This window comes from Enterococcus larvae, assembly GCF_017830045.1.
GTDB classification, from domain to species: domain Bacteria; phylum Bacillota; class Bacilli; order Lactobacillales; family Enterococcaceae; genus Enterococcus_L; species Enterococcus_L larvae.
In genome coordinates, this window is sequence record NZ_JAEDXU010000004.1 from 103,704 (window position 1) to 128,151 (window position 24,448).

At 40.9% G+C, this 24,448-nt stretch carries 18 protein-coding genes, 1 pseudogene and 1 other annotated feature; of the genes and pseudogenes, 5 read left to right on the forward strand and 14 right to left on the reverse strand.

Translation table 11 applies throughout. From position 1 onward, the window contains the following. The first annotated feature begins 3 nt into the window (after positions 1–3). Complete coding sequence (locus tag I6N96_RS09110; RefSeq protein WP_209557263.1) at positions 4–732, forward strand: SHOCT domain-containing protein; 729 nt, start codon at positions 4–6, stop codon at positions 730–732. Between the two features lie 111 nt (positions 733–843). Next, on the forward strand, positions 844–2,202 hold the full coding sequence (locus I6N96_RS09115) for a recombinase family protein (RefSeq protein ID WP_209557264.1): 1,359 nt from the start codon (positions 844–846) through the stop codon (positions 2,200–2,202). A gap of 25 nt (positions 2,203–2,227) precedes the next feature. Here I6N96_RS09115 and radC read toward each other — a convergent pair. The 3 genes and pseudogenes from radC to I6N96_RS09130 all read right to left on the reverse strand — a co-directional run. Further along, positions 2,228–2,776 (reverse strand): annotated as a pseudogene (radC, locus tag I6N96_RS09120) (RadC family protein); the annotation flags it as partial. 55 nt (positions 2,777–2,831) lie between these two features. After that, positions 2,832–3,491 carry an HAD family hydrolase gene (locus I6N96_RS09125; protein WP_209557266.1) on the reverse strand — a complete coding sequence of 220 codons (660 nt, stop codon included), beginning with the start codon at positions 3,489–3,491 and terminating at the stop codon, positions 2,832–2,834. After that, on the reverse strand, positions 3,478–4,800 hold the full coding sequence (locus I6N96_RS09130; RefSeq protein WP_209557267.1) for a bifunctional folylpolyglutamate synthase/dihydrofolate synthase: 1,323 nt from the start codon (positions 4,798–4,800) through the stop codon (positions 3,478–3,480). Before I6N96_RS09130 ends, I6N96_RS09125 begins: the two co-directional genes overlap by 14 nt. 465 nt (positions 4,801–5,265) lie before the next feature. On the opposite strand from I6N96_RS09130, the gene I6N96_RS09135 reads away from it, so the two are divergent. Beyond that, the gene (locus tag I6N96_RS09135; RefSeq protein WP_209557268.1) at positions 5,266–7,827 is read left to right on the forward strand and encodes a YfhO family protein; all 2,562 of its coding nucleotides are present in this window, start codon (positions 5,266–5,268) and stop codon (positions 7,825–7,827) included. Positions 7,828–7,930: 103 nt separating this feature from the next. Here the strand turns inward: I6N96_RS09135 and I6N96_RS09140 are convergent, their stop codons facing one another. The 6 genes from I6N96_RS09140 to I6N96_RS09165 form a co-directional block, all read right to left on the reverse strand. Continuing rightward, on the reverse strand, positions 7,931–10,576 hold the full coding sequence (locus I6N96_RS09140; protein ID WP_209557269.1) for a valine--tRNA ligase: 2,646 nt from the start codon (positions 10,574–10,576) through the stop codon (positions 7,931–7,933). Positions 10,577–10,739: 163 nt separating this feature from the next. Continuing rightward, positions 10,740–10,965 (reverse strand) — a binding site (T-box leader). 111 nt (positions 10,966–11,076) lie between these two features. Next, on the reverse strand, positions 11,077–11,568 hold the full coding sequence (tpx, locus tag I6N96_RS09145; RefSeq protein WP_209557270.1) for a thiol peroxidase: 492 nt from the start codon (positions 11,566–11,568) through the stop codon (positions 11,077–11,079). A 162-nt stretch (positions 11,569–11,730) separates the two neighbouring features. Beyond that, positions 11,731–12,375, reverse strand: a complete 645-nt coding sequence (locus I6N96_RS09150; RefSeq protein WP_209557271.1) for a redox-sensing transcriptional repressor Rex — start codon at positions 12,373–12,375, stop codon at positions 11,731–11,733. A 212-nt stretch (positions 12,376–12,587) separates the two neighbouring features. Continuing rightward, positions 12,588–13,799, reverse strand: coding sequence for a tRNA uracil 4-sulfurtransferase ThiI (thiI, locus tag I6N96_RS09155; RefSeq protein ID WP_209557272.1), 1,212 nt, complete (start codon positions 13,797–13,799; stop codon positions 12,588–12,590). Positions 13,800–14,144: 345 nt separating this feature from the next. Further along, positions 14,145–15,293, reverse strand: a complete 1,149-nt coding sequence (locus I6N96_RS09160) for a cysteine desulfurase family protein (protein ID WP_209557273.1) — start codon at positions 15,291–15,293, stop codon at positions 14,145–14,147. Positions 15,294–15,467: 174 nt separating this feature from the next. Next, on the reverse strand, positions 15,468–17,189 hold the full coding sequence (locus tag I6N96_RS09165; RefSeq protein WP_209557274.1) for a septation ring formation regulator EzrA: 1,722 nt from the start codon (positions 17,187–17,189) through the stop codon (positions 15,468–15,470). A gap of 982 nt (positions 17,190–18,171) precedes the next feature. On the opposite strand from I6N96_RS09165, the gene I6N96_RS09170 reads away from it, so the two are divergent. Further along, positions 18,172–19,533: an aspartate kinase gene (locus tag I6N96_RS09170; protein ID WP_209557275.1), complete on the forward strand. Its 1,362-nt coding sequence runs from the start codon at positions 18,172–18,174 to the stop codon at positions 19,531–19,533. Positions 19,534–19,582: 49 nt separating this feature from the next. Here the strand turns inward: I6N96_RS09170 and I6N96_RS09175 are convergent, their stop codons facing one another. From I6N96_RS09175 to I6N96_RS09190, 4 genes are all read right to left on the reverse strand, one after another. After that, a complete protein-coding gene (locus I6N96_RS09175) occupies positions 19,583–20,104 on the reverse strand; it encodes a pyrophosphohydrolase domain-containing protein (protein WP_209557276.1) in 522 nt (173 codons plus the stop codon). Continuing rightward, positions 20,091–20,942, reverse strand: a complete 852-nt coding sequence (locus I6N96_RS09180; protein WP_347339078.1) for a Cof-type HAD-IIB family hydrolase — start codon at positions 20,940–20,942, stop codon at positions 20,091–20,093. Before I6N96_RS09180 ends, I6N96_RS09175 begins: the two co-directional genes overlap by 14 nt. Before the next feature lie 17 nt (positions 20,943–20,959). Continuing rightward, complete coding sequence (locus I6N96_RS09185) at positions 20,960–21,793, reverse strand: DUF72 domain-containing protein (RefSeq protein WP_209557278.1); 834 nt, start codon at positions 21,791–21,793, stop codon at positions 20,960–20,962. 154 nt (positions 21,794–21,947) lie between these two features. After that, positions 21,948–22,679, reverse strand: a complete 732-nt coding sequence (locus tag I6N96_RS09190; RefSeq protein ID WP_209557279.1) for an acyl-ACP thioesterase domain-containing protein — start codon at positions 22,677–22,679, stop codon at positions 21,948–21,950. 392 nt (positions 22,680–23,071) lie between these two features. Between I6N96_RS09190 and I6N96_RS09195 the strand changes: the two genes are divergently transcribed. Further along, positions 23,072–23,656, forward strand: a complete 585-nt coding sequence (locus I6N96_RS09195) for a lytic polysaccharide monooxygenase (RefSeq protein WP_209557280.1) — start codon at positions 23,072–23,074, stop codon at positions 23,654–23,656. A gap of 197 nt (positions 23,657–23,853) precedes the next feature. On the opposite strand, the gene I6N96_RS09200 is transcribed toward I6N96_RS09195, so the two are convergent. Further along, positions 23,854–24,438 carry a recombinase family protein gene (locus I6N96_RS09200; RefSeq protein ID WP_209557281.1) on the reverse strand — a complete coding sequence of 195 codons (585 nt, stop codon included), beginning with the start codon at positions 24,436–24,438 and terminating at the stop codon, positions 23,854–23,856. Positions 24,439–24,448: the final 10 nt, after the last annotated feature.

A 24,448-nucleotide genomic window follows, 5' to 3' on the forward strand; every position in this document is an offset into this window, starting at 1 on the left:
ATTATGGGAATTTGGGATTCTGTCAAACAAGGAACGAAAAACATGGCTAGGCTGAATACTCTTCAACAAAAAATTAAAAACAATCAGCAACTTGATTCATCGGAAAGAAAAGAATTTGAAGAGTTAGCTACCCGAACTATTGCTGAGGATATAATGAAAAGTCCATCTAAATACTTTAAGCAGTCCGCTAAATATGGGCAAGTTTCAATTGATGAATCAAAACAATTGTTTCAAGTTGCGTTTAAGACTTATCATTTTAACGAGCTAAACACTTATGAATTATTAGAAAATGGCAGTTCTATCACTTCCGGAGGTTTAGGGATCGGGCGTGCTGTCGTGGGCGGTGTTCTGTTTGGTGGCGTCGGGGCAATACTCGGCGGTGTAACTAAAAAAAGAAAACAAACTAACTTCGTTGAGAGTTTAAAAATTCTTGTGACTTTCAAGAATCGCAAGCCAGTTTCTACTACTATTGATTTTATTAAGAAAACACAGGAAAAAGATAAGAAATATGAAAAAATTCTCGGAAACGCTCAAGAAACACTTGCTGGCTTTGATTATATTATCAACAGCTTAGAAGAAAATAGGCACACTGAGCTTGTTGGAACTATAGACAGCAGCTTCCCTCTTGGTTCTTCTGTTACGGACGAATTAAGAAGATATAAGGAACTAGCTGACGAAGGAGTCATCACTATCGAAGAGTTCGAAGCAAAGAAAAAAGAGTTATTAAATTAAAAAAACACATCCCCCTCCGACCAAGAAAAAGGATGTGCTACCGAAAATAAAACCTAAAATAGGTCTATTTAACTATACCTATTTTAGCATAAAAATAGGAGTGTGAACACTATGAAAAGAGCAGCTTTATATATGCGTGTCTCTACTGATCAACAAGCGAAGCACGGCGATAGCCTACGAGAACAAAGAGACACTTTGAACGATTATGTAAAATCACAAAAGGATATTAAAATCTTTGCTGAATATATAGACGATGGTATTTCTGGTCAAAAATTGGAAAGAGACGAATTTACCCGGTTAATGAATGATGTAACTGCTGGAAATATCGATATAATTCTTTTTACTAAATTGGATCGCTGGTTTCGAAACCTTAGGCACTATTTAAATACTCAGGAAACACTAGAAAAAAATAACGTGTCATGGAATGCAGTTTCTCAACAATATTATGATACTTCCACTGCGTACGGACGCACTTTCATAGCTCAAGTCATGAGCTTCGCAGAATTAGAGGCTCAGATTGATTCTGAGCGGATTAAAGCAGTTGCAGCAAACAAAATACAGCAAGGAGAAGTCGTTTCCGGAAAAGTTCCGTTAGGCTATTCCATAGAGAAAAAGCGACTTGTTATAAACGATCAGTCCGAAATCGTAAAAGCTGTATTTAATCACTATTTAACATACAACAGTATGCGAAAAACTGTTGGTTATATGGAGAATGATTTAGGCATACAACGAAATTATCAGAGCGTTAGGAATATGCTGACAAATAAGAAATATATCGGGGAGCACAGGAACAATAAAGAATACTGTCCTCCTATTATTGATAGTTCTGACTTTTATAGAGTTCAAGAGCTGCTAAAGAAAAACGTTAAACACAACACTAAACGAACTTATCTTTTTTCAGGGCTTGTTGAATGTGCCGAATGCGGGAAAGCGTTCACTGGTCAATCTACCTATAACAAATATTTCAGGAAAAGCGATAACAAGTATATAGATTATTCTAGTAAATGCTACCGTTGCACCCAGAATCGCAACAATATTCGCAGGTGTTCAAATAAAAAAATCTATTACGAAGAAAAAATGGAAGCGGAGCTTTTGAAAATCATTCAAAAAAGTATAAAGAATCATATCGCTACATTCGAAGGCTCTAATAAAAAAATAGCTAAAAAGAATGATCGCACGAAAAAAATAGAGAATAAACTCGAACGGTTAAAGAAAGCATATTTGAATGAAGTGATTGACCTCGAAGAGTATAAAAAGGATCGTTCCGCTCTTGTCTCCGAATTGGAAAAAATAGAATTGGAAAAAACTGAACAACCGAGAGATCTATCTGCATACAAGAAAATTTTATCAAGTGACTTTTTAGGTCAATATCGCTCACTTACTGAATCAGACAAAAAAATTGTCTGGCGATCAATCATAAAAAAAATCATTGTTGATGTTGAAGGAAATATCGACATTGTTTTCTTGTGATTTTCTTGAGGTGTAACTATTATTATCCAGACGGGTGGTTGTGAGCGAGCACGATCCGAGCGGCTGAATACTTGACCGCTCCTTTAAAGACTTCTCGCGGATGAGCAATACTTTGATTCAATGAGCCCTTGAAAACCGTCTCTTGGCGGATCACTTCATTCTTCGTATTCAGATAGAGACAGACCAGATGCTCCTGCTGAAAATCTCTTAGCTCGTATATCAGATTCTGAGCAATCTGATGGCTTGAAGAAATCCTTCCCAGCTTTACTTGACTGCTTTGCTGCATACGGTACCCGAACTCAATAGCAGCCCGCAGCTCAATCGCCTTGACCTTCCCTATCCCATTAAGAGACATCAGCTCATGCAGCGATGCATTTTTCAGTTCATAGAGATGCTGAAAATGCTTCAGTACAGTAGAAGCCAGCCGCATAACATTCTCTTCCTTTGAACCTGTTCGAAGCAGGATAGCCAACAGCTCCTGATTCGAAAGCGCCTTTTCACCAAACATCTCAAGGCGCTCTCGTGGTAAACAGTCTTCCGGCACCTCGTTGATAAATAACTTTCTTTTTTTCATAAAAAATCTCCTTTACGTATTCATTGACAACATACGCAAAGGAGAGCTATTTCCATTAACTATTCAGATATGCAGGAACATCAATCAGGCTTTCCAGTACATGAAGTGTTTTGCTTCGCAGCTCTTCATCTGGTTGCAGCAAGTCTGGGACCATGATTACTGGTATCCCAGCTGCATGAGCTGCTGTTACACCATGAGAAGAATCCTCCAGAATCAAGGTTTTTTCCGGTTCTGTTTTCAAGAAGCCAACAGCCTTACGGAAGATTTCAGGGTCCGGTTTTGCTCGGCTCACATCTTCTGCTGATACGATTCCTTCAAAACGGTCAAAGATATCGGCATTTTTCAAAAGCAGCTCAATCGCCGGACGCACATTACTTGATGCCACCATTTTAGGAATCTGCTGTTCCTCAAGATAGCCCAACAATTCTCTTACTCCCTGTTTCATTGGGACCTTACCGGACTCAAAGGCTTCGATCGTATCCGCATAAGAACGCTGAATAAATTCTTCTACCTTTTCTTTGCCGTATTCCTTAAAGATGATGTGATAGTTCTCCTGAACCTCTTCATCAGAAACACCTAGAAACTTCAAGTACAACTCCTTTGAATAAGGGAAACCCATAATATCCGCAATCTTTTGTGAGGACTCATAATAGATCAGCTCCGTATCAAACAACAACCCATCCATGTCAAAAATAACTCCGTCAAATTTCTTCATTACTTCCTCCTACTGTTAATAATAATTCTCTTACCTGAGAAACAAAATATAAAGAGCCTGTCACCAGCAGCATATCCTCACTGCCCATCTTCTCCAATATCTCTCCTAAGCCAAACTGCCACAATGAAACAATCGTTGTTTTCTTGTCAGCGTACTGCTCCAGCTTAGTCAAATCAACAGCCTTTGGATACTCAAAGGTCGTTAAGTACAGTTGAACATTCGGCACTTTCTTCAATAAACGAATCATCTGATCAACATTCTTTGTTGAAAGAGATGAGAAAAGAATATGGATCGAACGCCCCTTGAATTCCTTTCTTAAGTTATCCGCTAATCGTTGAACTGCATGGTCATTATGCGCCCCATCGAGAACGATCATTGGCTCATCACTGATTTTTTCCATTCTCGCCGGCCACTCAGCTTTCAGCAAGCCTTGACGTACTGTTCGTGCTTGAAACGGCTGCCCGGTCAGCTGACAATAGATATAAAACAGCTCCACGGCTACTCCGGCATTTTCCGTTTGATGCTGTCCCAGCAGAGGTGTTTTCAGTTTCTCGATTTTCCCAGCTTCTCCTGTGAACGAAAAGACCTCGCCCCACTCCTTATCAAAATGCAGATAATCAATGCCATAATCTTCATTAAAATGATAGATTGGTGCCTGCATCTTCTTTGCCTGCTTATTGATCACCGCCAGCGCTTCCTCTTGTATATTTCCAGTCACCACAGGAATCTTCTCCTTAATGATCCCTGCCTTTTGAAAAGCGATTTCTTCAATCGTTTCTCCTAGAATGTCTGTATGATCCATACCGATCGTTGTGATTGCCGTAAGCATCGGTTCAACAACATTGGTGCTATCCATCAGACCACCCAGCCCCACTTCGATGATTGCCACATCTACTTGCTTATCCAGAAAATAGTCAAAGGCCATCGCCGTCAGTGTTTCAAATTCTGTAATACCGCTGACAACATCCTCCGTATCCATTTCCTCAACTAACGGACGATACTTTTCTACATAATGAATAAGCTCTTCATTATTGATCCCCTTGCCATCAATTGCTATCCGTTCATTGAAGGCTTCTATATAAGGAGAAGTGAATGTGCCAACAGTCAGACCTGCTTCCTCCAATAAACACCGCAAATAGGTCACTGTCGATCCTTTTCCATTCGTACCAGCAACATGAATCGTAGGCACCTTTCTCTGAGGGTTTCCCACTCGCTCCAATAATGCCTCTACTCGCTCCAGCCCTGGTCTTGAACCGAAGGGTAAACGGCTGTGTATCCATTCAATTGCTTCTTCAACTTTTATTGACATCTTCGCCACCTCGCATCTCTTATTATAGCGAAAGCCGTCCACGATTTCACTAATAAAGAAGATTCTTGAATAGAAATTGCCAAAAACCACATTCGGCAGCTCACTTTCCTCCCTTCATCATTCAAAAATAATTTTTAAAGAATCTGTTAAGTTCTATAAGAAAACAACGAATGTCCCTTCGTCTCCTCTTTTTTTGAACAACGGTATGATAAAATAACGAGTGTCAAAGAAAGTAATACAGATTCTACTTATTGAGAAAATGAATATTTGTTGATACATTTGCTATATTTTGCAGAAACTTTCTGTACCATGCTACACTGATAGAAATGAACGATTTAAAAAGGGTATAACAGGAAAAAAACGGAGCTGCATATTAAAAACAGTGCTGAAAAAACGAACTTCGGTAGGAACACATAGGCATCAGGAAAATAAATATTGAAAAAATGGTTATTTCGAGGTGATGAAATGAAAAAAAATAAAACAGGTCTACTGATTGGAAGCTTTCTGGTTCCATTTTTTATTGTGATCATTCTTTGGGCAATTTTGGGTGTTGCTCCTTTTGGGGACAACAATCTGCTGGCAAGTGATTTAGGCAGCCAATACCTGCCTTTTCTAAGTAACTTCAAGCGATTTGTTGAGGAAGGGACATTGACCTTCTATTCCTTTACAAATGGGATCGGTGACACGATTTTCCCGCTAAGCTCCTATTATCTACTAAGCCCATTCAATATACTGGCATTGTTCTTCTCTTATGAAACTCTGCCTATCGCTATTGTCTGGATCATTACTCTTAAAATTTCTTGTATCGGCGGCTCTATGTTCTATTATTTGAAAAAAACCTATACAGAGGTTTCTGCCTTTACTTGGATTTTTTCGACGGCATTCAGCCTTTGCGGATTCGTCACTGCTTACAGCATCAACTTCATGTGGCTGGACATATTGATCTTGCTTCCATTGTTGGCACTAGGCCTTCAGAAGCTTTGGTATGAAAAGAAAGTCACATTGTATGCAGCGATTCTGTTTCTTTCTATTTTTACAAATTATTATATGGGCTACATGGTCTGTATCTTTGCTGTAGGCTATAGCATTTATCTCTATATCAAGCAAAGTGCCGCACCGTCGATCAAAGGCTTTATCCAAGAAGGAAAAGTATTCTTTATCTCTTCTATACTTTCCGGCATCTCCACCAGCTTCATTTTACTGCCGGCACTAGAAGGGATGCTTCAGACGAAGAAAACCGATTTTAATATTTTGACGTTTTTGCCTTATCCGAAATTCGGGCCGTCCTTTTTCTCTCAGTTCGGTATTGGAACCGTTGATTTCGATCTTCGACTTTCCCACTTGCCAACTGTGTTTTCAGGCATTCTGATCGTTCTATTGTTTCTCAGTTATTTCCTGCTGACCTCGATTCCTAAAAAAGAGAAGCAGCTGACACTTTTTCTGGTATTGTTTGTTTTTGCCAGCTTTTGGATCGAGCTGATCAACACCATCTGGCACATGTTTCAAGCACCAGCGGGGTTCCCTTATCGGAACACCTTCGTTTTTAGCTTTATTCTCATTAAATTTGCCTATGAAGCCTTTTTACGCTTAAACGACGGCGAACGACTACCGCTAAAAGCACCAAGCATCTATACTGCTGTTCTATTGGCGGGTTATCTTTTTCTTGGCGTATTCTATAAGGACTATGTTCTTTCATATAGCTATGCAGTGATCAGCCTACTGCTTATCTGGCTGTATTATTATTTATTCAATCACAGACAGAACAGTGAAAAAGGAAATTCTCGAAAGAATTATTTAGGCGTTTTGCTGTGCCTGTTGGTCTTTGCAGAGCTTGGCGGGAATTATTGGATCTCGCTTAAGGCCATTCCTTTTGGTAACCAGAGCGATTTTCAGGACAACTACAAAGAGCAAGAAAAGGTGCTGGCTTCCATAGAAGACAACAACCTATTTAGAATCAAGCAGACGGTCAATTCAAAGGATGCCGGTTATGCAGAAAAAAATAATGGCTATAATAATTCCATACTCTATGGTTATGCTGGTATTTCCAGCTATACCTCCACACTGCATTCGGAAACACAGGATACCTTGAACGCGTTAGGGCTATATCAGAAAAATGATCGACGGATCGGCTATGTCGATGATTCACAGGTGGTCAATTTCCTTTTGAATATTCCTTATCAAGTAACGCCGGCTGAAAATTCATTTAGAGAAAAAATCTCAACTGAAGGCTCAACCAATATTTATAAGAATAATGAAGCGATTGGATTGGGCTTCCTTGTTCCAGAAGATTTTTCTTCTGTTCGATTAGCTGCAAATCAGCCTATCGCTAATCAAGAAGAATTACTGCAGGCTATCAAACCAACTAATGAAAACTACTTTAAGACAACTGTAAAAAATACTGAGCAGCTTGCGGACGAAAAAAAGGAGTATCAGTTGAATGTCACAGCCACAGCCGACGGTGAATTGTATTTCCACCTTCCGAAGGTGACCTGGTCTTCTATCGAAAGCTTCACAGTCAATGGGCAGACGATCAAACAAGAGGTCTATATCCACACGAATCAACTATTTAACTTAGGGTATTTTGAAAAGGGTGACGCCGTTCAATTGGCAATAACCAGCAAAAAAGAACTGAATCCCAGTGGAATAGAGCTGGCTACTCTAGATCAGGAGGCCTTTGATTCAATTGTCAGCAGCCAAAATCGAAAATCCATCGATTTACGCTGGACGAAAAAAGGCGAGCTATTTGGAAACATCTCTGTCAAACAAGAAAAACAATTACTCTATCTCTCTGTCCCCTACGATGAAAACTGGCTGATCAAAGCAAACGGTGAGAAGGTAGAACAAATAAAGGTTGCCGGAAACATGATGGCGATACCTTTGAAAGAAGGCACCTACTCGATCGCGCTTGTCTATCAATCCATCAGCTTTTACACTGGAGGCTTGATCACACTTTCTACCCTAGTCGGCTTTTTGATTTTCAAGTATTGGCTGCGGGTCAAGAAGAGAAGAGACATGCAGAAGTGCTGACCTCGTAATATACGAAAGAAACTCTACAACTAAAAAAAATAGAGGCGCTGTAGGATTTAATCAAATCCAACCGCCTCTATTTTTTGATTTCTTCTATTTTGAATTACCCAATTGTTCTTAGCTGTTCAATTCTTTCACGTACAGTTTTCTGCTTTTCAAGATAATCCTTTTCTTTTTCCTTCTCAGCCTGAACAACATCATCCGGCGCATTAGAAACAAAACGCTCATTGGAAAGCTTTCCTTGTACACGTTTCACTTCTTGATCCCATTTACCCAGCTCTTTTTCAAGACGAGCGACTTCCTCTTCAATATTGATCAGTCCTGCCAGCGGCAAGTATATCTCTACACCAGTTAAGATCGCAGACATTGCCAATTCAGGAGGTGTGATATCCCCGCTGATTGTCAGCTCTTCCGGATTACAGAAGCGATCAATGTAATTTTTATTTGTGATCAAGAAACGATCGATTGCTGCATCTGTCGTTTTGATCAGCAATGTGATTGGTTTAGATAGCGGCGTGTTCACTTCCGCACGGATATTCCGAACAGAACGAATCACTTCCTTTAGTACTTCCATCCCTTGTGCCGCTTCCTCATCAGAATATTCCGGATGAACTACTGGATAATCAGCAACCACCAGTGACACGCCCTCATGAGGGATCTTTTCCCAGATTTCTTCTGTCACAAATGGCATGATTGGGTGCAGCAAGCGTAGGATATTATCCAACACATGAACAAGAATGCTCTTCGTTGTCTGTTTCGCTGCTTCGTCTTCCCCATAAAGGATTTCCTTACTCATCTCAATATACCAGTCACAGAAATCATCCCAGATAAAGTTATACAGCTGACGCCCTGCTTCACCGAACTCAAAACGGTCAAACAATTCTGTTACACGTTCAATGGTTTCATTCAATCGTGTCAATATCCACCGATCCGCAACGGTTTTCTCTCCGCTGAAGTCAACATCATTAACTGTCATGCCTTCGATATTCATAATAACAAAACGGCTGGCATTCCAGATTTTATTGATGAAGTTCCAAGCTGCATCCATTTTTTCATAGCTGAAACGAACATCCTGTCCCGGTGCCGAACCATTTGATAAGAACCAGCGCAAAGCATCCGCACCATATTTCTCAATGACATCCATCGGATCGATCCCGTTGCCAAGAGATTTACTCATCTTACGCCCCTGCTCATCACGGATCAAGCCATGGATCAAGGCATATTGGAATGGACGTTCTCCGGTAAATTCCAAGCTTTGGAAGATCATCCGGCTTACCCAGAAGAAGATGATATCGTAAGCAGTTACTAATGTACTTGTTGGGAAGTAGCGTTGGTAATCGCTGCTTGCTTCATCCGGCCAGCCCATTGTTGAAAACGGCCATAAGGCAGAGCTGAACCAAGTATCTAATACATCACTATCCTGTGTCCAGTTCTCACTATCCTCAGGCGCCTCCATACCAACATACATTTCGCCAGTCTCGTTATGATACCAAGCAGGGATTTGATGCCCCCACCATAATTGACGTGAGATTACCCAGTCATGAACATTTTCCATCCAGCGAACGAATGTATTATTGAAACGATCAGGGAAAAATTCTACCGCATTGTCAGATTGCTGATTCTTGATTGCTTCCTCTGCCAATGGCTGCATTTTAACAAACCATTGCGTAGATAGACGAGGCTCGACAACAACACCTGTCCGTTCTGAATGTCCAACACTGTGATTCATCTTTTCAATTTTGATCAAACGACCCATTTCCTTCAAATCAGAAACGATCATTTTACGTGCGGCAAAGCGATCCATTCCCGCATACTTTCCAGCCAGTTCGTTCATGGAACCATCGTCATTCATCACGTTTACCCGTGGCAGATCATGACGATTCCCCACCTCAAAGTCATTTGGATCATGAGCCGGTGTGATTTTTACCACACCTGTTCCAAATTCCATATCTACGTACTCATCCGCAATGATTGGTATTTCCTTATCCATCAACGGTAACGTAACAGTCTGTCCAATCAGTGCTTGATAGCGTTCGTCTTCCGGGTGAACAGCGATCGCCGTATCTCCAAGCATAGTTTCAGGACGTGTTGTAGCGATTTCCACAACACCTGAACCATCTGTCAATGGATAGCTCATATGGTAAAAGGCACCCTCGATATCCTTGTGGATTACTTCAATATCAGACAAAGCTGTTCTTGCTTTCGGGTCCCAGTTGATGATGTACTCGCCACGATAGATCAGATCCTTTTCGTAGAGCTTTACAAAAACCTTACGTACAGCATCAGACAGCCCATCATCCAAAGTGAAGCGTTCACGACTATAGTCTAAAGACAAACCAAGCTTTGCCCATTGCTCACGAATATGAGAGGCATACTCCTCTTTCCAGTCCCAAACCTGCTCAATAAATTTTTCACGTCCTAGATCATAACGTGAAATTCCTTGCTCAGCTAGTTTTTCTTCTACCTTTGCCTGTGTAGCGATACCAGCATGGTCCATTCCCGGTAACCATAAGGTATCGTAGCCCTGCATTCTTTTCTGACGAATAATGATATCCTGCAAAGCGGTATCCCACGCATGGCCTAAATGAAGCTTTCCAGTAACATTTGGCGGCGGGATCACTATAGAATACGGCTTAGCATCCTTATTTCCATTAGGCTTGAATAGGTCCTGATCCAGCCATTTTTGATATCTGCCTTGTTCGATTTCAGTTGGTTGATATTTTGTAGGTAAGTTATTTTCTTCTGACATCTTTATCTCCTTCTTTCTTTTATTCTTCTGTATGAATATGACAAAATAAGTGACATAAACAATGGCTGCTAAAAGTTATCTATCAGGCAACAGCCACTTCCTGCGATTCATATAAATAAGTATTTTGAAAATAAAAAAAGCCCTAAAACAGTTCATAAAACTGCTTTAGGACGTATTTACTACGCGGTACCACCTAATTTGCATCTGAACGTTCTTCAGACACCTCTTATTCACAGTGAGATAACGATCACAACTCGAATCATTCTACTACTTGTTATTCGAATGATTGACTCACAAGCTACCTTCCTGCCAGATTCGTAAAATCTTTCACCAACCGATTTTCTCTCTAAAATCCTGCTGACAGTACTCCTCTTGTTCATTGTCTATTTTATTGAAGAGGGGTGATCTCAACGAACATGTCTCCATGAACAATGTGATTCCCATTGAATTCCTATAACGCATTTTACAATGAAGCAGACAGAAAGTCAATTTCAACTCGATCAGCGTAAGGCTTTGGCTTTTTCTAATGCTTCTGTATAATCAGGCTCTTCCGCAATTTCCGGACTGATTCTTTCATAAGCTAAGATGCCATCCTTATCAATAACAAAAATCCCGCGAGCTAAATGCCCCATTTCAGGAATAAACAATCCGTAGGCTTCTCCGAATGTGTTGGCTTCATCACGAAGCATCTCCATGTCAACACCCTCCGCTGCACACCAATTGCTTTGCTCTTCTTTGTTGTTGTTGGAAATTGTCAAAAACGCGACACCTTCTACAGCTCCTGCTTCCTGATTGAAACGTTTTGTCTGCAGTGAGCAGATTCTAGTATCAATATCAGGAACCACACTGATCAGAACCGGCTGTCCTTTGAAATCCTTGAGACTGATGTCCTTGTCCGCCAGATTTTTCAATGTGAAGCCCGGTGCTGCATCCCCTGTTTTAGGTTGTTCTCCTGCTAATTCCAGCTGTTTCCCTTTTCTTGTTACGATCATATCCATTTCCTCCTTTATTCATTTCCATAGTCATCCTGCTAAATTATTCTATTCACGAAGCTCCTCTAGTTGTGCTAGAGAAAAAAAGCGCAGCCTCCGTTGATTTCAACAGGTTTCATCTATGAGTATAGAGGAACGATTTTAAGAACTCAAAGAAACTGCCTACTTTGAAAAGGTCGTATCAAAATAGATCAAGGTCTGCAGTTCAGTCGTCAAATCAATATACTGCACATTCACATGATTCGGAACAGTTACTCGATCCGGTGCAAAATTCAAAATCGCAGTAACACCGGCATCAACGATTTCATCGATGGCTCTTTGTGCATACTTGCTGGGAACTGTGGAAATCGCTACAGTCACGCCATTTTCCTCGATCATTCTTGTTAACTGATCCATTGGCTGTACGCAAATATCGTTGACTTTTTCCCCCACCAGTTCTTCATTCACATCGAAGGCACAAACAATATTCAAGTTCTCGTTTCGTCTGAAATTGTTTTTGATCAATGCCCGACCAAGATTACCACAACCGATCAGTGCAATCCGCTTCTCCTCCTGTGTATTCAAGATATTACTGAATACCTCAATCAGGTAAGGGACATCGTAGCCATAGCCGCTTCTGCCCAACTCGCCTAAATGAGAAAAATCCCTACGGATCGTCGCAGGCGGAATTTGAACGATTTCACTGAATTCTCTGGACTTGATTCGGACAACACCCGAGTCGTCCAGCATTTTCAAATAGCGCAAATACAATGGTAAGCGTTTGGCTGTTGCTTTAGGTATTTTTTTTTCGTTTGCCAGTATCTCCATTTGATTTCTCCTTGTTAATTATTTCACATTCTAGTGTAACATCCGCCAAAGAATACAGCAATCACTTTGTGAAAAAAAGTGATTTTCTTTACAAAAAAGATTATTTTATTAAAAAAATCCTCATTAAAGGTTATGCCGCTAAACAGACACTCTTCACAAAAAATAAAAGGATTAAATGGCATGATCCCACTCAATCCTTTCATTTTTTCTACTTATAGCAAGTCAGAAAAATCATCTTCCGTTTCATTCTGACTATCAGCCGTTATTTCACTAACTTTGATTCCCGCAAGGGCACGTTCCATCAAACCTTCGAGATCAAGGCGTGCTTCATAAGCCCGTGCCTTCTCCAGTTTTGGCCTTGTTTTCGGCTGCGGCGGCGCAAAAATCGTGCAGCAATCCTCAAATGGCTGGATTGCCAGCTCGAAGGTATCGATCCGCTCAGCAATCTCAATGATCTCATTTTTATCCATTGAAACGACTGGACGAATGATCGGTGTCGTTGTGACTTCATTGATTGCCACCATACTTTGCAGGGTTTGAGAAGCAACCTGACCTAACGATTCTCCGTTGATGATCACTAACCCATTGCGCTGTTCTCTCAGTGCATCAGTCAAACGCAGCATCAAGCGACGCGTCACCGTCATCAAATAGCCTTGCGGCACTACTCGTTTGATTTCCTCTTGGATTTCAGTGAAGGGAACTTCAATAAACTGAACGCTTCCTGAATAAGGGGCCAGCTTTCCAGCTAAATCTTTCGCCTTTTGTAAGGCCTGCTCGCTTGTATAAGGAGGACTGGCAAAATGAACAGCTTCGACTTCTACTCCTCGCTTCATCGATAAATAACCGGCTACCGGGGAATCGATCCCGCCTGACAGCATCAGCATTCCACGTCCACCAGTTCCTGCAGGCAGACCACCTGCCCCAAGAATCGTTTCATAAGAAAGATAGACTCCTTCTCTACGGATTTCCACACGAATATTGATATCCGGCTTCTTCATCTGCACCTGAATATTTGGATAGACTTCAAATACTGCCCCGCCTAATTCACGATTCAACTCATTAGAATCCATTTCATAACTATGGTCGGAACGCTTTGTCGTGATTTTAAATGTTTTTCCTTCTTGATAGACTTCTTTAATGATTTCCTGTACTGCCGAACGCACGACTGCAAATTCTCTATCCACACGAATACTTGGAGAAAAACTCTGAATGCCAAAAACCTTCGCCAGCTTCGGCATGATTTGTGTGCTATCTTCCCCATTTAAAAGTAGATGCATGCGGTCACGATCTGCATGGATTTTGATTGCGGGAAAACCCTTCAATGCCTGCTTCACATTTGCTGCCAGCTGCATGATAAATGTCTTTCTATTTTTTCCTTTAGTAGACAGCTCGCCGTAGCGAACCATGATTTCTGTATATTTCAAATAAGAACCCTCTTTCACTTGCTTTCATTGTTATGCCAATGCAGCTTGATTATTTTACTATGTATAGATGATTACGTTAGGACAAATAGGATCGATCCATTTTTCTATTTAACGGCTTCTCTCTATTATAAACTCTGTTGAAGAAATGACATTCGTTTCTAATTTCTTTGCTCTGCATATTATGCAAAGGTCACTTCTCGTATGATGAGCCTTTTAGAAATAAAATCCTGTTCCACTATAACATAGGAACAGGATTTTTCAAGCCTTTATCTATGAGAAATCTGTCAAGAAAATCACTCATTCTAAAAATTTCCAAACAATTGCTTTCAGTCGATCGATTTACGCCTAGCCATTGATCTTCAGAAATTTCTTATGCAGCTGATTGAAAATAATCATGAACTGCTCCACCTCTGCCAATGTATTGCTCTCATCCAAACTGATTCGTACGGCCGCACTAGCCTCTCCTTCCGGAATTCTCATTGCATGAAGTGTGCTCCCAACAGTCTTTTTTCGACTGGAGCAAGCGCTAGTAGTAGAGATAAAAATTTGTTTTTCCTCTAACGCATGGACCATTACCTCACCGCGAATTCCCGGTAGAGCAAAACACACGATATGAGGGGCAAAATCTGTCGTACTTTCAGAAAACAGCCGTACATTCGTATACCCCGATAACTGCTCGAGCAAGTAATCACGCAGCTGTTCCACACGACCTTCTCGCTCTTGATTCTTTTCAATGTAAAGACGGAGAGCTCTGGCTGTCGCTACAATCCCTGCGATATTCTCTGTGCCGCTGCGCTGATTTTCTTCTTGACCGCCGCCAGTCAGCAACGGCGCTAACTTACGTCCTTTCTTCCAATAGATAAATCCGACACCCTTCGGACCATGAAATTTGTGTGCTGAGAATACTGCAAAGTCAACACGCGACGTCAGCCAGTCTTCTTTAGAAACTTTACCGATCGCCTGAACCGCATCTACATGAAAATGGATCGTTGGAAATTCTTCTAAAACCTCACTGATTGCTTTTATCGGTTGAATCGTACCAATCTCATTATTCACTGCCATGACAGAAACTAAAATAGTCTCTTTACGGATCAATGCTCTTAATTCTTCCACACGAACAAAGCCCCGCTCATCTACCGGTAAAACCGAAAGCTCAAAACCTAATTTTTCCAGCTGAGCCGCCGTTTCTGAAACTGCTGGATGCTCAATTCCTGAAATAATGATGTGCTTGCCAAATGCTTGTTTCTCAATTGCAGTACCCTTCATTATCCAGTTGTCTCCCTCAGTTCCACCTGAGGTAAAGAAAATCTCTCCTGTATCAACAGCTAATAACTCAGCGATTTGCTTTCTCGCTTGTTCCAACAAGCGATACGCCTGATTACCAAGCTCATGCAGACTAGATGGATTACCGATGATCCGCTGACTGGTTTTTATATAAGTATCCAACACTTGAGGATAAATAGCTGTTGTGGCGCTATTATCAAAATAAATCATTCTCATGTCCTTCTTCCCAAAAAAATTCTTTACCATTATATCGTTTTTACTGCCGTTCTTCAATCATTCACGTTTTATGCTCCTCAGACTCGTTTATTATCAACAAACAGTATTAATTGACTGTTCTCAACCAAAGAAAAAAACAGAGCAACCTGTACAGTTGCTCCGTTTCTATTATACAGCATCTAAGTTTTTGAAGTAAATATCTTCAATCCGTCTGAATGCTCCTGGTTCCACTCTTTCAAGTGCTGTACCAATCACATCCAATGCATCCTGATAGCGATATTCTTTAGAGAATAGATCCAATGTTTTTTCCATCGCCTGACTGATTGCTTCATTTGTATGACGATAGCGATTTGCGTATTGCATCATCTGCTCTGTTAAAGCAGCTGAGTTTACCAAATCATTGGTCTTCTTATCCAACAGCTCCAGATCTTCTTCACATAAATCTGCCAGCTTATTAATTTCATCGATATTGATACGAATACGATTCAATGCTTTACTTAATTCTTCGATACGGTCAGTAGCGACAAAGAAGAATTCCAGATAAGTCGTTGGTAAACCGGGAAGACGTTTCTTCTCTACAAAACGCTTCAGGTTACGTAAGCGGAATTCAAATTGATCCACTTTATCCTGTGCTTCTTTTTCACCTTTACGAAGTTCTTTCAAGGACAAATCGATTTCCATTTGCTGATTTTCAATGTCAGCAAGTACACGATAACAGTCTTTGAAGAAAACCTGTACTTCTGAATAGGCAACAGTATGTTCAGCCATTTTCGGCTCGTAATCTTCATAGCGACGAATCAGTTCTTCAATTTCAGACTGGAAGCCTCGTGAACGTCCAAGCTCATTATGGTTCAGTGTATAACTTTGAGACGTATGATCCAGCTCGATCATCAGCTGACGATTGTTTCTAAGAACATGGGCAATGTAATCGCCAATCGTTTTATGATTGTTGACCACATATTTTTTAGAATTGATTTCTTTTTCCATTACTTCATACAGCGCATCAATTGCAGCTGCTGTATCACGATTTGCCACTTCTACCGCAGCAACTTCCGCTTTTTCCAAATCAACAGTAGAGTTTTTCACACGCTTCTTCACGCGATTCAATTCTTCATCGAAGTTTTGTTCAGGGAAGACAAAATGATCTTCTCTTAAACGCTTGTATCCTTCTTCGATTTCCTTGATCTGATCTGGGAATACTCGGCTAAGCTCATCATGCAATGGTGGAATTCGTTTCATCACATCATCCAATTCATAGGTATGACGCTCTGCGCTTTCCAATACTTCTCTAGCTTCCACAGGATCACCTGATGTATTCAGTGTCACAAACTGTGTAAACTCGATTTCAATATTTTTCACTTGCTTTTGAAGTTCGGAATAAGCTGGTCCAAAGCCGTCTTTTTCCTCTTGAAGCAAGCCGCTGATCTCTTCGTAGATATCCAATGCCTTTTGAACTTCCAGTGAGTTACGTCCTTCACTGTCGCTAAGTTCCTTCAGACCTCGGCGAATCTCTTCAACCTCAGATTCCATCTCATCCATTGTTTGCTCAGCTTCTGTAACTGCTCGTTTTGCTTTCATATAACGGAATGAATCATTCAATTCTTCAACTTCAAAAATCTGGCTTTCCAGTTCTGCAAATGAACGAGTAGAAATGTCTGCCCAACGCTGATTCCATTCACGGAACGTATTCTGACTCTGTCCGACCATATGCATTTTTTTGATTTCGTCAACTTCTTCAATCACAGGCAAATCGAATAACTCTTCTTTTCTCTTTTCAAGAACTTTGAGTTTAGATTGATTTTGCCTCCGCATAAAATGACCAATCAAGTATAAGATAGCCGCAACGATGATTATCACTAAAACCACGATAATAATCAAATTGTTCTTCATTAATGTTTCCTCCGTTTATTCAGCATTCTATAATTAGGAATAGGCAGCTCTCTCAATGAATAATTGCTAGATTACAACTTGAAAGACTGGGACAAATTCTTTATCATTCTCGTCAAAAAGACAACCGTAGAAAATTATATCACAAAGCAGCTCTTCAAGCACTAATTTAATGAGGAAATCGCGAAAATTATTTCTGTTCCACTCTTCCTCTTAAGAGTCTCTTAAGCTTTATGCACACCAGTAGTGATAATAATTTCATTGCTTCCAGTTTATCAAAATTTCGAACAAAAATGAAGTGATTTATTTAATACTTGATAAAAGAGGCAGAAAAGACCTTTTTCCTGTTGCATTTCATCAAGAATTTCGGTATCCTTTATACTATTAATATTATAGAACGATGAGAATAGAATAGGAATCATTCCTGATATTCTAATCACAAGAAGATAAAACATCTGGAAAGCACCACAAATCACTTATTCTGTATATAATAGAAAATAACTATAAACCATTCAGTAATAAATCACTTAAACTGATTGCTATATACACCCAACCAAGCACCCACAAAGAGACTTACGAAGCAGAACTTCAGATTGAATTGTCCCAATATTGTGGATATTAAAATGTGCACCCTGCAACCTGTAAAATCAATGAATATGAAGGAGTGCCAATTCCCTTTTAACAGGTACACTAGGGAATTGGACAACGGACAGCTGATATGAAGAAATCGGGAAGTTACCTGACCGATTTACTCAGCAATATAAAGGAGTGCCAGTTCCCTTTTAACAGGTATACTAGGGAAATGGACAACGGACAGCTTAAATGGTGAAACTGAGCAGTTACCTGAACAGTTTCCTCAACAATGTAAAGGAGTGCCAGTTCCCTTTTAACAGGTATACTAGGGAAATGGACAACGGACAGCTTAAATGGTGAAACTGATCAGTTATCTGAGCAGTTTCCTCAACAATATAAAGGAGTGGAATTTGTGAAAGTTATTAAATTTGGCGGGAGTTCTTTGGCTTCGGCGCAGCAATTACAGAAAGTAGTTCAAATCGTGAAAGATGACGCAACACGAAAGTTCGTCGTTGTTTCCGCTCCTGGTAAGCGTTCCGATGAAGATATCAAGGTGACTGATTTATTGATCAGCTACCATGAAAAGTATCTGAACAATGAAGATCCCCAAGAGTTTATTCAGAAAATCATCGCAAGGTATGAAAATATCATGGATGAGCTTGCTATGGATAAAACAATTTTAGCGGATATTCAACAATCAGTGGAGGCATTGGCGCAGTTGCCTAAGGAAAACAATCCGCATCTTTTTGATGCTTTTCTGGCAAGTGGTGAAAATAATAATGCCAAGCTGGTTGCTGCTTTTTTCAAAGAGCAGGGGTTGCCTGCTGTTTATAAAAATCCTCATGATTTAGGCATTATCGTGACAGACGAACCGGGAAATGCTCGTATCCTTCCTTCTTCCTATGAGAAAATCCGCCGTTATAGAGACAGCGAAGAGATTTTTGTGGTTCCGGGTTTCTTTGGCTACACAGAGGCTGGGGAAATTTGTACATTTTCACGTGGCGGTTCGGATATTACCGGATCGATCGTTGCTGCTGGTGTTCAGGCTGATTTATATGAAAACTTTACAGATGTCGATGGTATTTTTGTCGCTCATCCTGGAATCGTTCGGCAGCCAAAAACAATCAAAGAACTGACTTATCGGGAAATGCGGGAGCTGGCTTATGCCGGGTTTGCAGTACTTCATGATGAAGCGCTGATGCCTGCCTATAAGGCTCATATCCCTGTAGTAATCAAAAATACCAATAACCCGTCTCATCCGGGTACCTTGATCACAACAAAGCGTGAAGCGGATGCGGAACCTGTTGTGGGGATCGCCAGTGACCAAAATTTTGCGACTATTTATATTAGTAAGTACTTGATGAATAGAGAGTTGGGCTTCGGACGTAAAGTGTTGGAAATCCTAGAAAATATGGGCTTAAGCTATGAGCATATGCCATCTGGGATCGATGATATCTCAATCGTCTTACGTGAACGCCAATTAACACCAGAAATCGAAGAACACCTGATCCACGAGCTTGAGCAAGAGCTAAAACCTGATGAGCTGCGAATCACTCATGGTCTTTCCATGATCATGATCGTGGGCGAAGGAATGCAGCGTCGCATCGGGGTAACAGCGGATAGTACAGCTGCCCTTGCAAAAAATAAAATCAATCTGGAAATGATCAACCAAGGCTCTTCTGAGGTCAGTATTATGTTTGGTATTCGTGAAGAAGAAGAAAAACACGCCATTCGAGCACTTTATGAAACATTCTTCGGCGAGCAAGCTGAATGATCACTTCCTTCTACAAGCAAAAAGACAGCACCCATAGAATCGAAGGATTCTAGGATTGCTGTCTTTTCTTTTTTTGACGCTCCAGTTCCGCCTTAAGCTTTGGTTCCGGTGCATGCTTCTCTTCCCAGTCATCAGGCTTCAATACTTTATGGGTCACCTCATGGTAGCGAGGCTTTCCATCTGAGAAAAGCTTGCCCATGTTCGCCTCGTGGACAATTGTGAATAGTTCTGTTGGATCAACGCCCAGCAACGAAAAAGAGCCGTATGTAAAATAAAGCAGGTCAATCAAAGCATCCACCTGATCCACTAATACGTCATCAATCTGTTTTTCTTTTTGCAGCATTTTCTTTTCAGCAGTATCCACATCTGCCTTCAGCTGTTGGACAAGTGTATGAAATTGCTCCGCATCATTATCAGCCGATGCATATAGAAATTCCACCAGCTCTTCCACCTTAAAACCGGCACGTGCAGAAGCTTCTTTACTGGTGAATGCTTTTGGCGCTTCCGGTCGTCGATTGTCAAAAGTTTCATGAAAAAGCTCTGCTTTCTCGTAAGGGTTATCGATTTTCATAGGCTTCCTCCTTGATTACATCATAATGGATCAATGCATGATAAATCCCGTCATCCTCATTAGAATCCGTTACATACTTTGCCGCAGCTTTTACTCCAGACGGCGCATTTCCCATCGCTACCCCGATTCCGACACCCGCCAGCATTTCAACATCATTCCAGTTATCACCAAATACCATTACTTCATCCAATGTCAGCTGAAAATGCTCAATGCATTTTTGAATCCCCTGAAGCTTCGATCCTCCTTGAGGAATAATATCCACAACATACGGATTCGAGCGCGTCATGGTACAGTTCGGCAGTTGCTGGACAAGAAAGTCTTTTTCCTCCACCGGACTCAACAATACACATTGATAGATTTCCTCATCCAAAATATTCAACTCATGGTAGCGACACTCTTCTTTCCCAGGACGAAACTTGATTAAAAAATTTTTGACGAAGGAAATAGGAAACCATTTGGGGATGAAACGAGCCAATTTCTTTGCCCTCGTATTCTGCCCAAATTTCATCAACGAACTGCCCTCCATCCTAGTACGACCGCCAAACATCATTTGTCGATGTCCCTCATCAGCAAAATCAACGATTCTTTCCAGCGTGTCCTTATCAAAGGCTTTGGCGTACAGAGTTGTATCTTTTGTATACACCAGCTGGCCGTTATAGGTCACAAACACATCCAGATTCAACGCATCGATCTGCTCTGTTAAATGGATAGGCCCCCGACCAGTTGCAACGCCGCAAATAATCCCCTGCTTCTGAGCAGCACGAATTGCTTTTCTAGTCGACTCAAGCGCACGTGCATGCTTGTTTACTAACGTTCCATCAATATCAAATAAAATCATCTTTATCATAAATCACCTTAAAATAAACCCATTTGCTTTGGATTTAAATTCTCATATTCTAAATTAAGTTCTGCTTGCATATCTAATGCGTTACCGGCAGCATCTCCGCCGGAATTATTATTAAAAATGACCCCTACCTCTTTTGACTTTTCAGCCGCTGCACCAACCGCTTGGCTAAGCTCAGCGATTTCTTCTTTGTTATAACGATAGAGGGTCCGTTTCTTGCGCCATTCCTTATCATTCGCCAGCCATCCCGCCGCATTTCGCCCATGAAAGCGAAACAAGGTAAACACCTCATTGGTCACAAATGGATAAAACGGGACTGGATTTGTAGGAATCTGAGGCTCATCTACTATTACCAGAGAGAAATCCTGCTGCTTCATAAAACCCAGTGTCTGCTTGATCAGCTCCGGCTGATACCATGTACCGCTTCTCAGTTCAACAGCAATTGGATACTCCGAAAACCACTGCCTTATTTTTACAAGGTAATTGACATTTTCCTTTGTACAGCTAAAGCTTGCAGAAAATTGGACAAGAAAAGCGAATAGCTTGCCGCTTTGGATCAAGGGCTCCATGCTATGAAGAAACGCTTGAATCATTTCCTCTTCACTCTGATAGTAGGTTTCCCACTCGCCCTGACAGCTGATCCCGCTATACACCTTTATCACAAAGCGAAAATCCTCGGGAACAGCCTCAACCCAATTTTTGACAGACTCCTGTTTAGGAATACCATAATATGCTGTATCCATCTCTACTAATGGTAGATGACCGGCATATTCATACAGTGTTGAGCGTTTTTTCCCTGTTAATGTCTCATGTTCATTAAAGGAGGTCAACCCCAAACGGATCATGCTCTCGCTTCCTTTCACTACTCTTTTTTCTTCCTCACTATAGGGAAGAATGTGTTGAAAATTTCAAATATACTGATACCCTCGAAACAGATACCTTCTGAAATACTTAACTCCAATTCAGCCTTATCTATTTTAGCTGTCGGCAAATACCGACTTAATTCCAACGAATATTCGCTTCACAATACAATTGCTCGCCTATCCTGATTTCATGGCGTGTTTTCAAGCCCTGTTCTTCCTCAACAATGTCGTAATGGCTCTCCACTTCATGACCATACTCCACTTCCTTGTCAAACTTCACATTGATATGAACAGGCTGATGAGCTGAAAGGAAATCATACCCCAGAACATCCAACAACCAATTAAAGTAAATGGCATTGTTCACATGCTGATTCCCGTCAATATCAAAATACCTGACACGATAGCTCTGTGAACGACCGTCCTCAACCTTTTCAATTTTTTCACTTCGTTGAATTTTTTTGATTTTTTCACTTTCATATGGTGCAATGATTTCTTCTGAAACGCTGCCCATTTTTCGGTTTTCTCTATTCATCAATACGAATGTCGACTTGATCAGCACACACTCGTTTCCCTCTTCATCATGTATCCAAAAATTACGATAACAGAAATACTTATTATAAGATAACGCCTCTGTTGTTACTGTGATTTTTTCGCCAACTTTAGGCAAACGATCGATCTTTATTTCATAGTTTGTGATTACCCAGCCCAGCCCTAAACCAGCAATATATTCCGCATCTCTTCCCAGCAGAGCACTTTGCTCTTCTGAAGTTTTGATGACTACCGCCAGCATAGACGGCAGGGTCATTTGCTTCGTGATATCACCATCATAATAAGCCACTTCATAGGGCATTGTATATCTTTTTCCCATCTATAATTTCTCCTCCCAAACATGATTCTATTACTTATCCATTCATCATTCAAAAGCGACACATACCGCAACATGTCATACTTCTCAACAGGTATTTCCATTTCTGTAAATTATAACATACGTGGAAAATATGTATGCCCATCAAACTTATTTTCTTAGTATTTTTTCCAATCCGCTCCTCCTCAGACCCTGTCTCCTTACAGCTGGAGCAGCAATCAGCCTGAGAAAAACTTTCCATTTTGCTTGAAGAAAGGCCCTCAGAGAATGCCGAGCATTATGCACGATACGTTCGAAAGATTATAAAAGGATAAAAGCATATCCTTTGAACTCCAGAAAAATCCATGTTACTTTAGCATTGTAAGCGTTACAAAAAAACTTTAGGAGGCAACACAATGAAGAAAGTATTGTTGAAAACGATTTTGGCACTTGGGTTATTCACAGTAGGTACCGCAGCAGCAGCAACTGTTTCAGAAGCTCATGGATATATTTCCAGTCCCGGCAGTAGAGCTTACTTCGGCAGTGCGGCTGGTGGGAAACTCAATACAAACGTTGGACGTGCAGAGTGGGAACCACAAAGTATCGAAGCAACAAAAGGCGTATTCATTGATGGGAAATTAGCCAGTGCAGGCGTTAGCGGATTTGAAGCGTTGGATGAGCAGACAGCGACCCGCTGGCACAAAACAACGATTTCAACAGGAACATTACCGCTTAAGTGGACATTGACCGCTCAACACCGTACCTCCACATGGGATTACTATATGACAAAACAAGGATGGGATCCAAATTCTCCACTAAAAATCAGTGATTTTGAAATGATCGGTCAAGTGAATGACAACAATGCTATTCCAGGTTCAACAGTGAATCATACACTGACAGTTCCAAGCAACCGTTCAGGCTACCATATCATTTATGGTGTATGGAATGTCGCTGATACAACAAATGCATTCTATCAAGTCATCGATGTAAACGTTCAATAAGCATACAGCTGTAAATTATCGCAGGGTCATCTATTCGATCTTATAAGGATCAGTACTGCGACTATCAAAGCTTGTAACAATGAAAGCCGATCGGTTCTCGGAATCCATCACTTCCGAGTGTCGTCGCTTTAATAAACGGCAAATAAAAATCAGCAGGTGGAACCCATTGAAAGTTCTGTCCGCTGATTTTTATTCTGCTATTTGCTGGAAATCTCTCTTTTCGTACGGTAAACACCGTCCTTTTTCAAATGATAGTAAATTGTCGCTGTGGAAATACCACAGCGCTTAGAAATCTCCTGAGCAGGAATATCCGTATTATGATATAGATCCAGTGCTTCTTTCACCTGTTCCACCAATGGTGGTCTCCCAAGTATGACACCTTTGTTCTTCGCTGCACTCAAGCCGGCCAAAACACGTTCTCGGATCATCTCTGCCTCCATTTCTGCAAAGGCGCCCATGATGGTAAAGAAGAAACGGCCTGTCGCTGTAGTTGTATCAATGTTGTTTTGAATACTGACAAAGTTGATTTTATTTCGTTCAAAGTCTTCCATCAAACTCAACAGCTGCTTTGTTCCCCGTGCCAGTCTATCCAACTTAAAAATCACAAAGGTATCGCCGGATCTAAGTGTACTCAATGCCTTCTTAAGCTCTGTGCGCTCTAGCTTTCGTCCACTCTCATGCTCTTTAAAAATCTTATCTACCCCATAGGCTTCCAGTGCCTGCAGTTGTGAATCAAACTTTTGATGTGGCGTGCTCACACGCATATACCCAATCACCGCCATCAAATCCCTC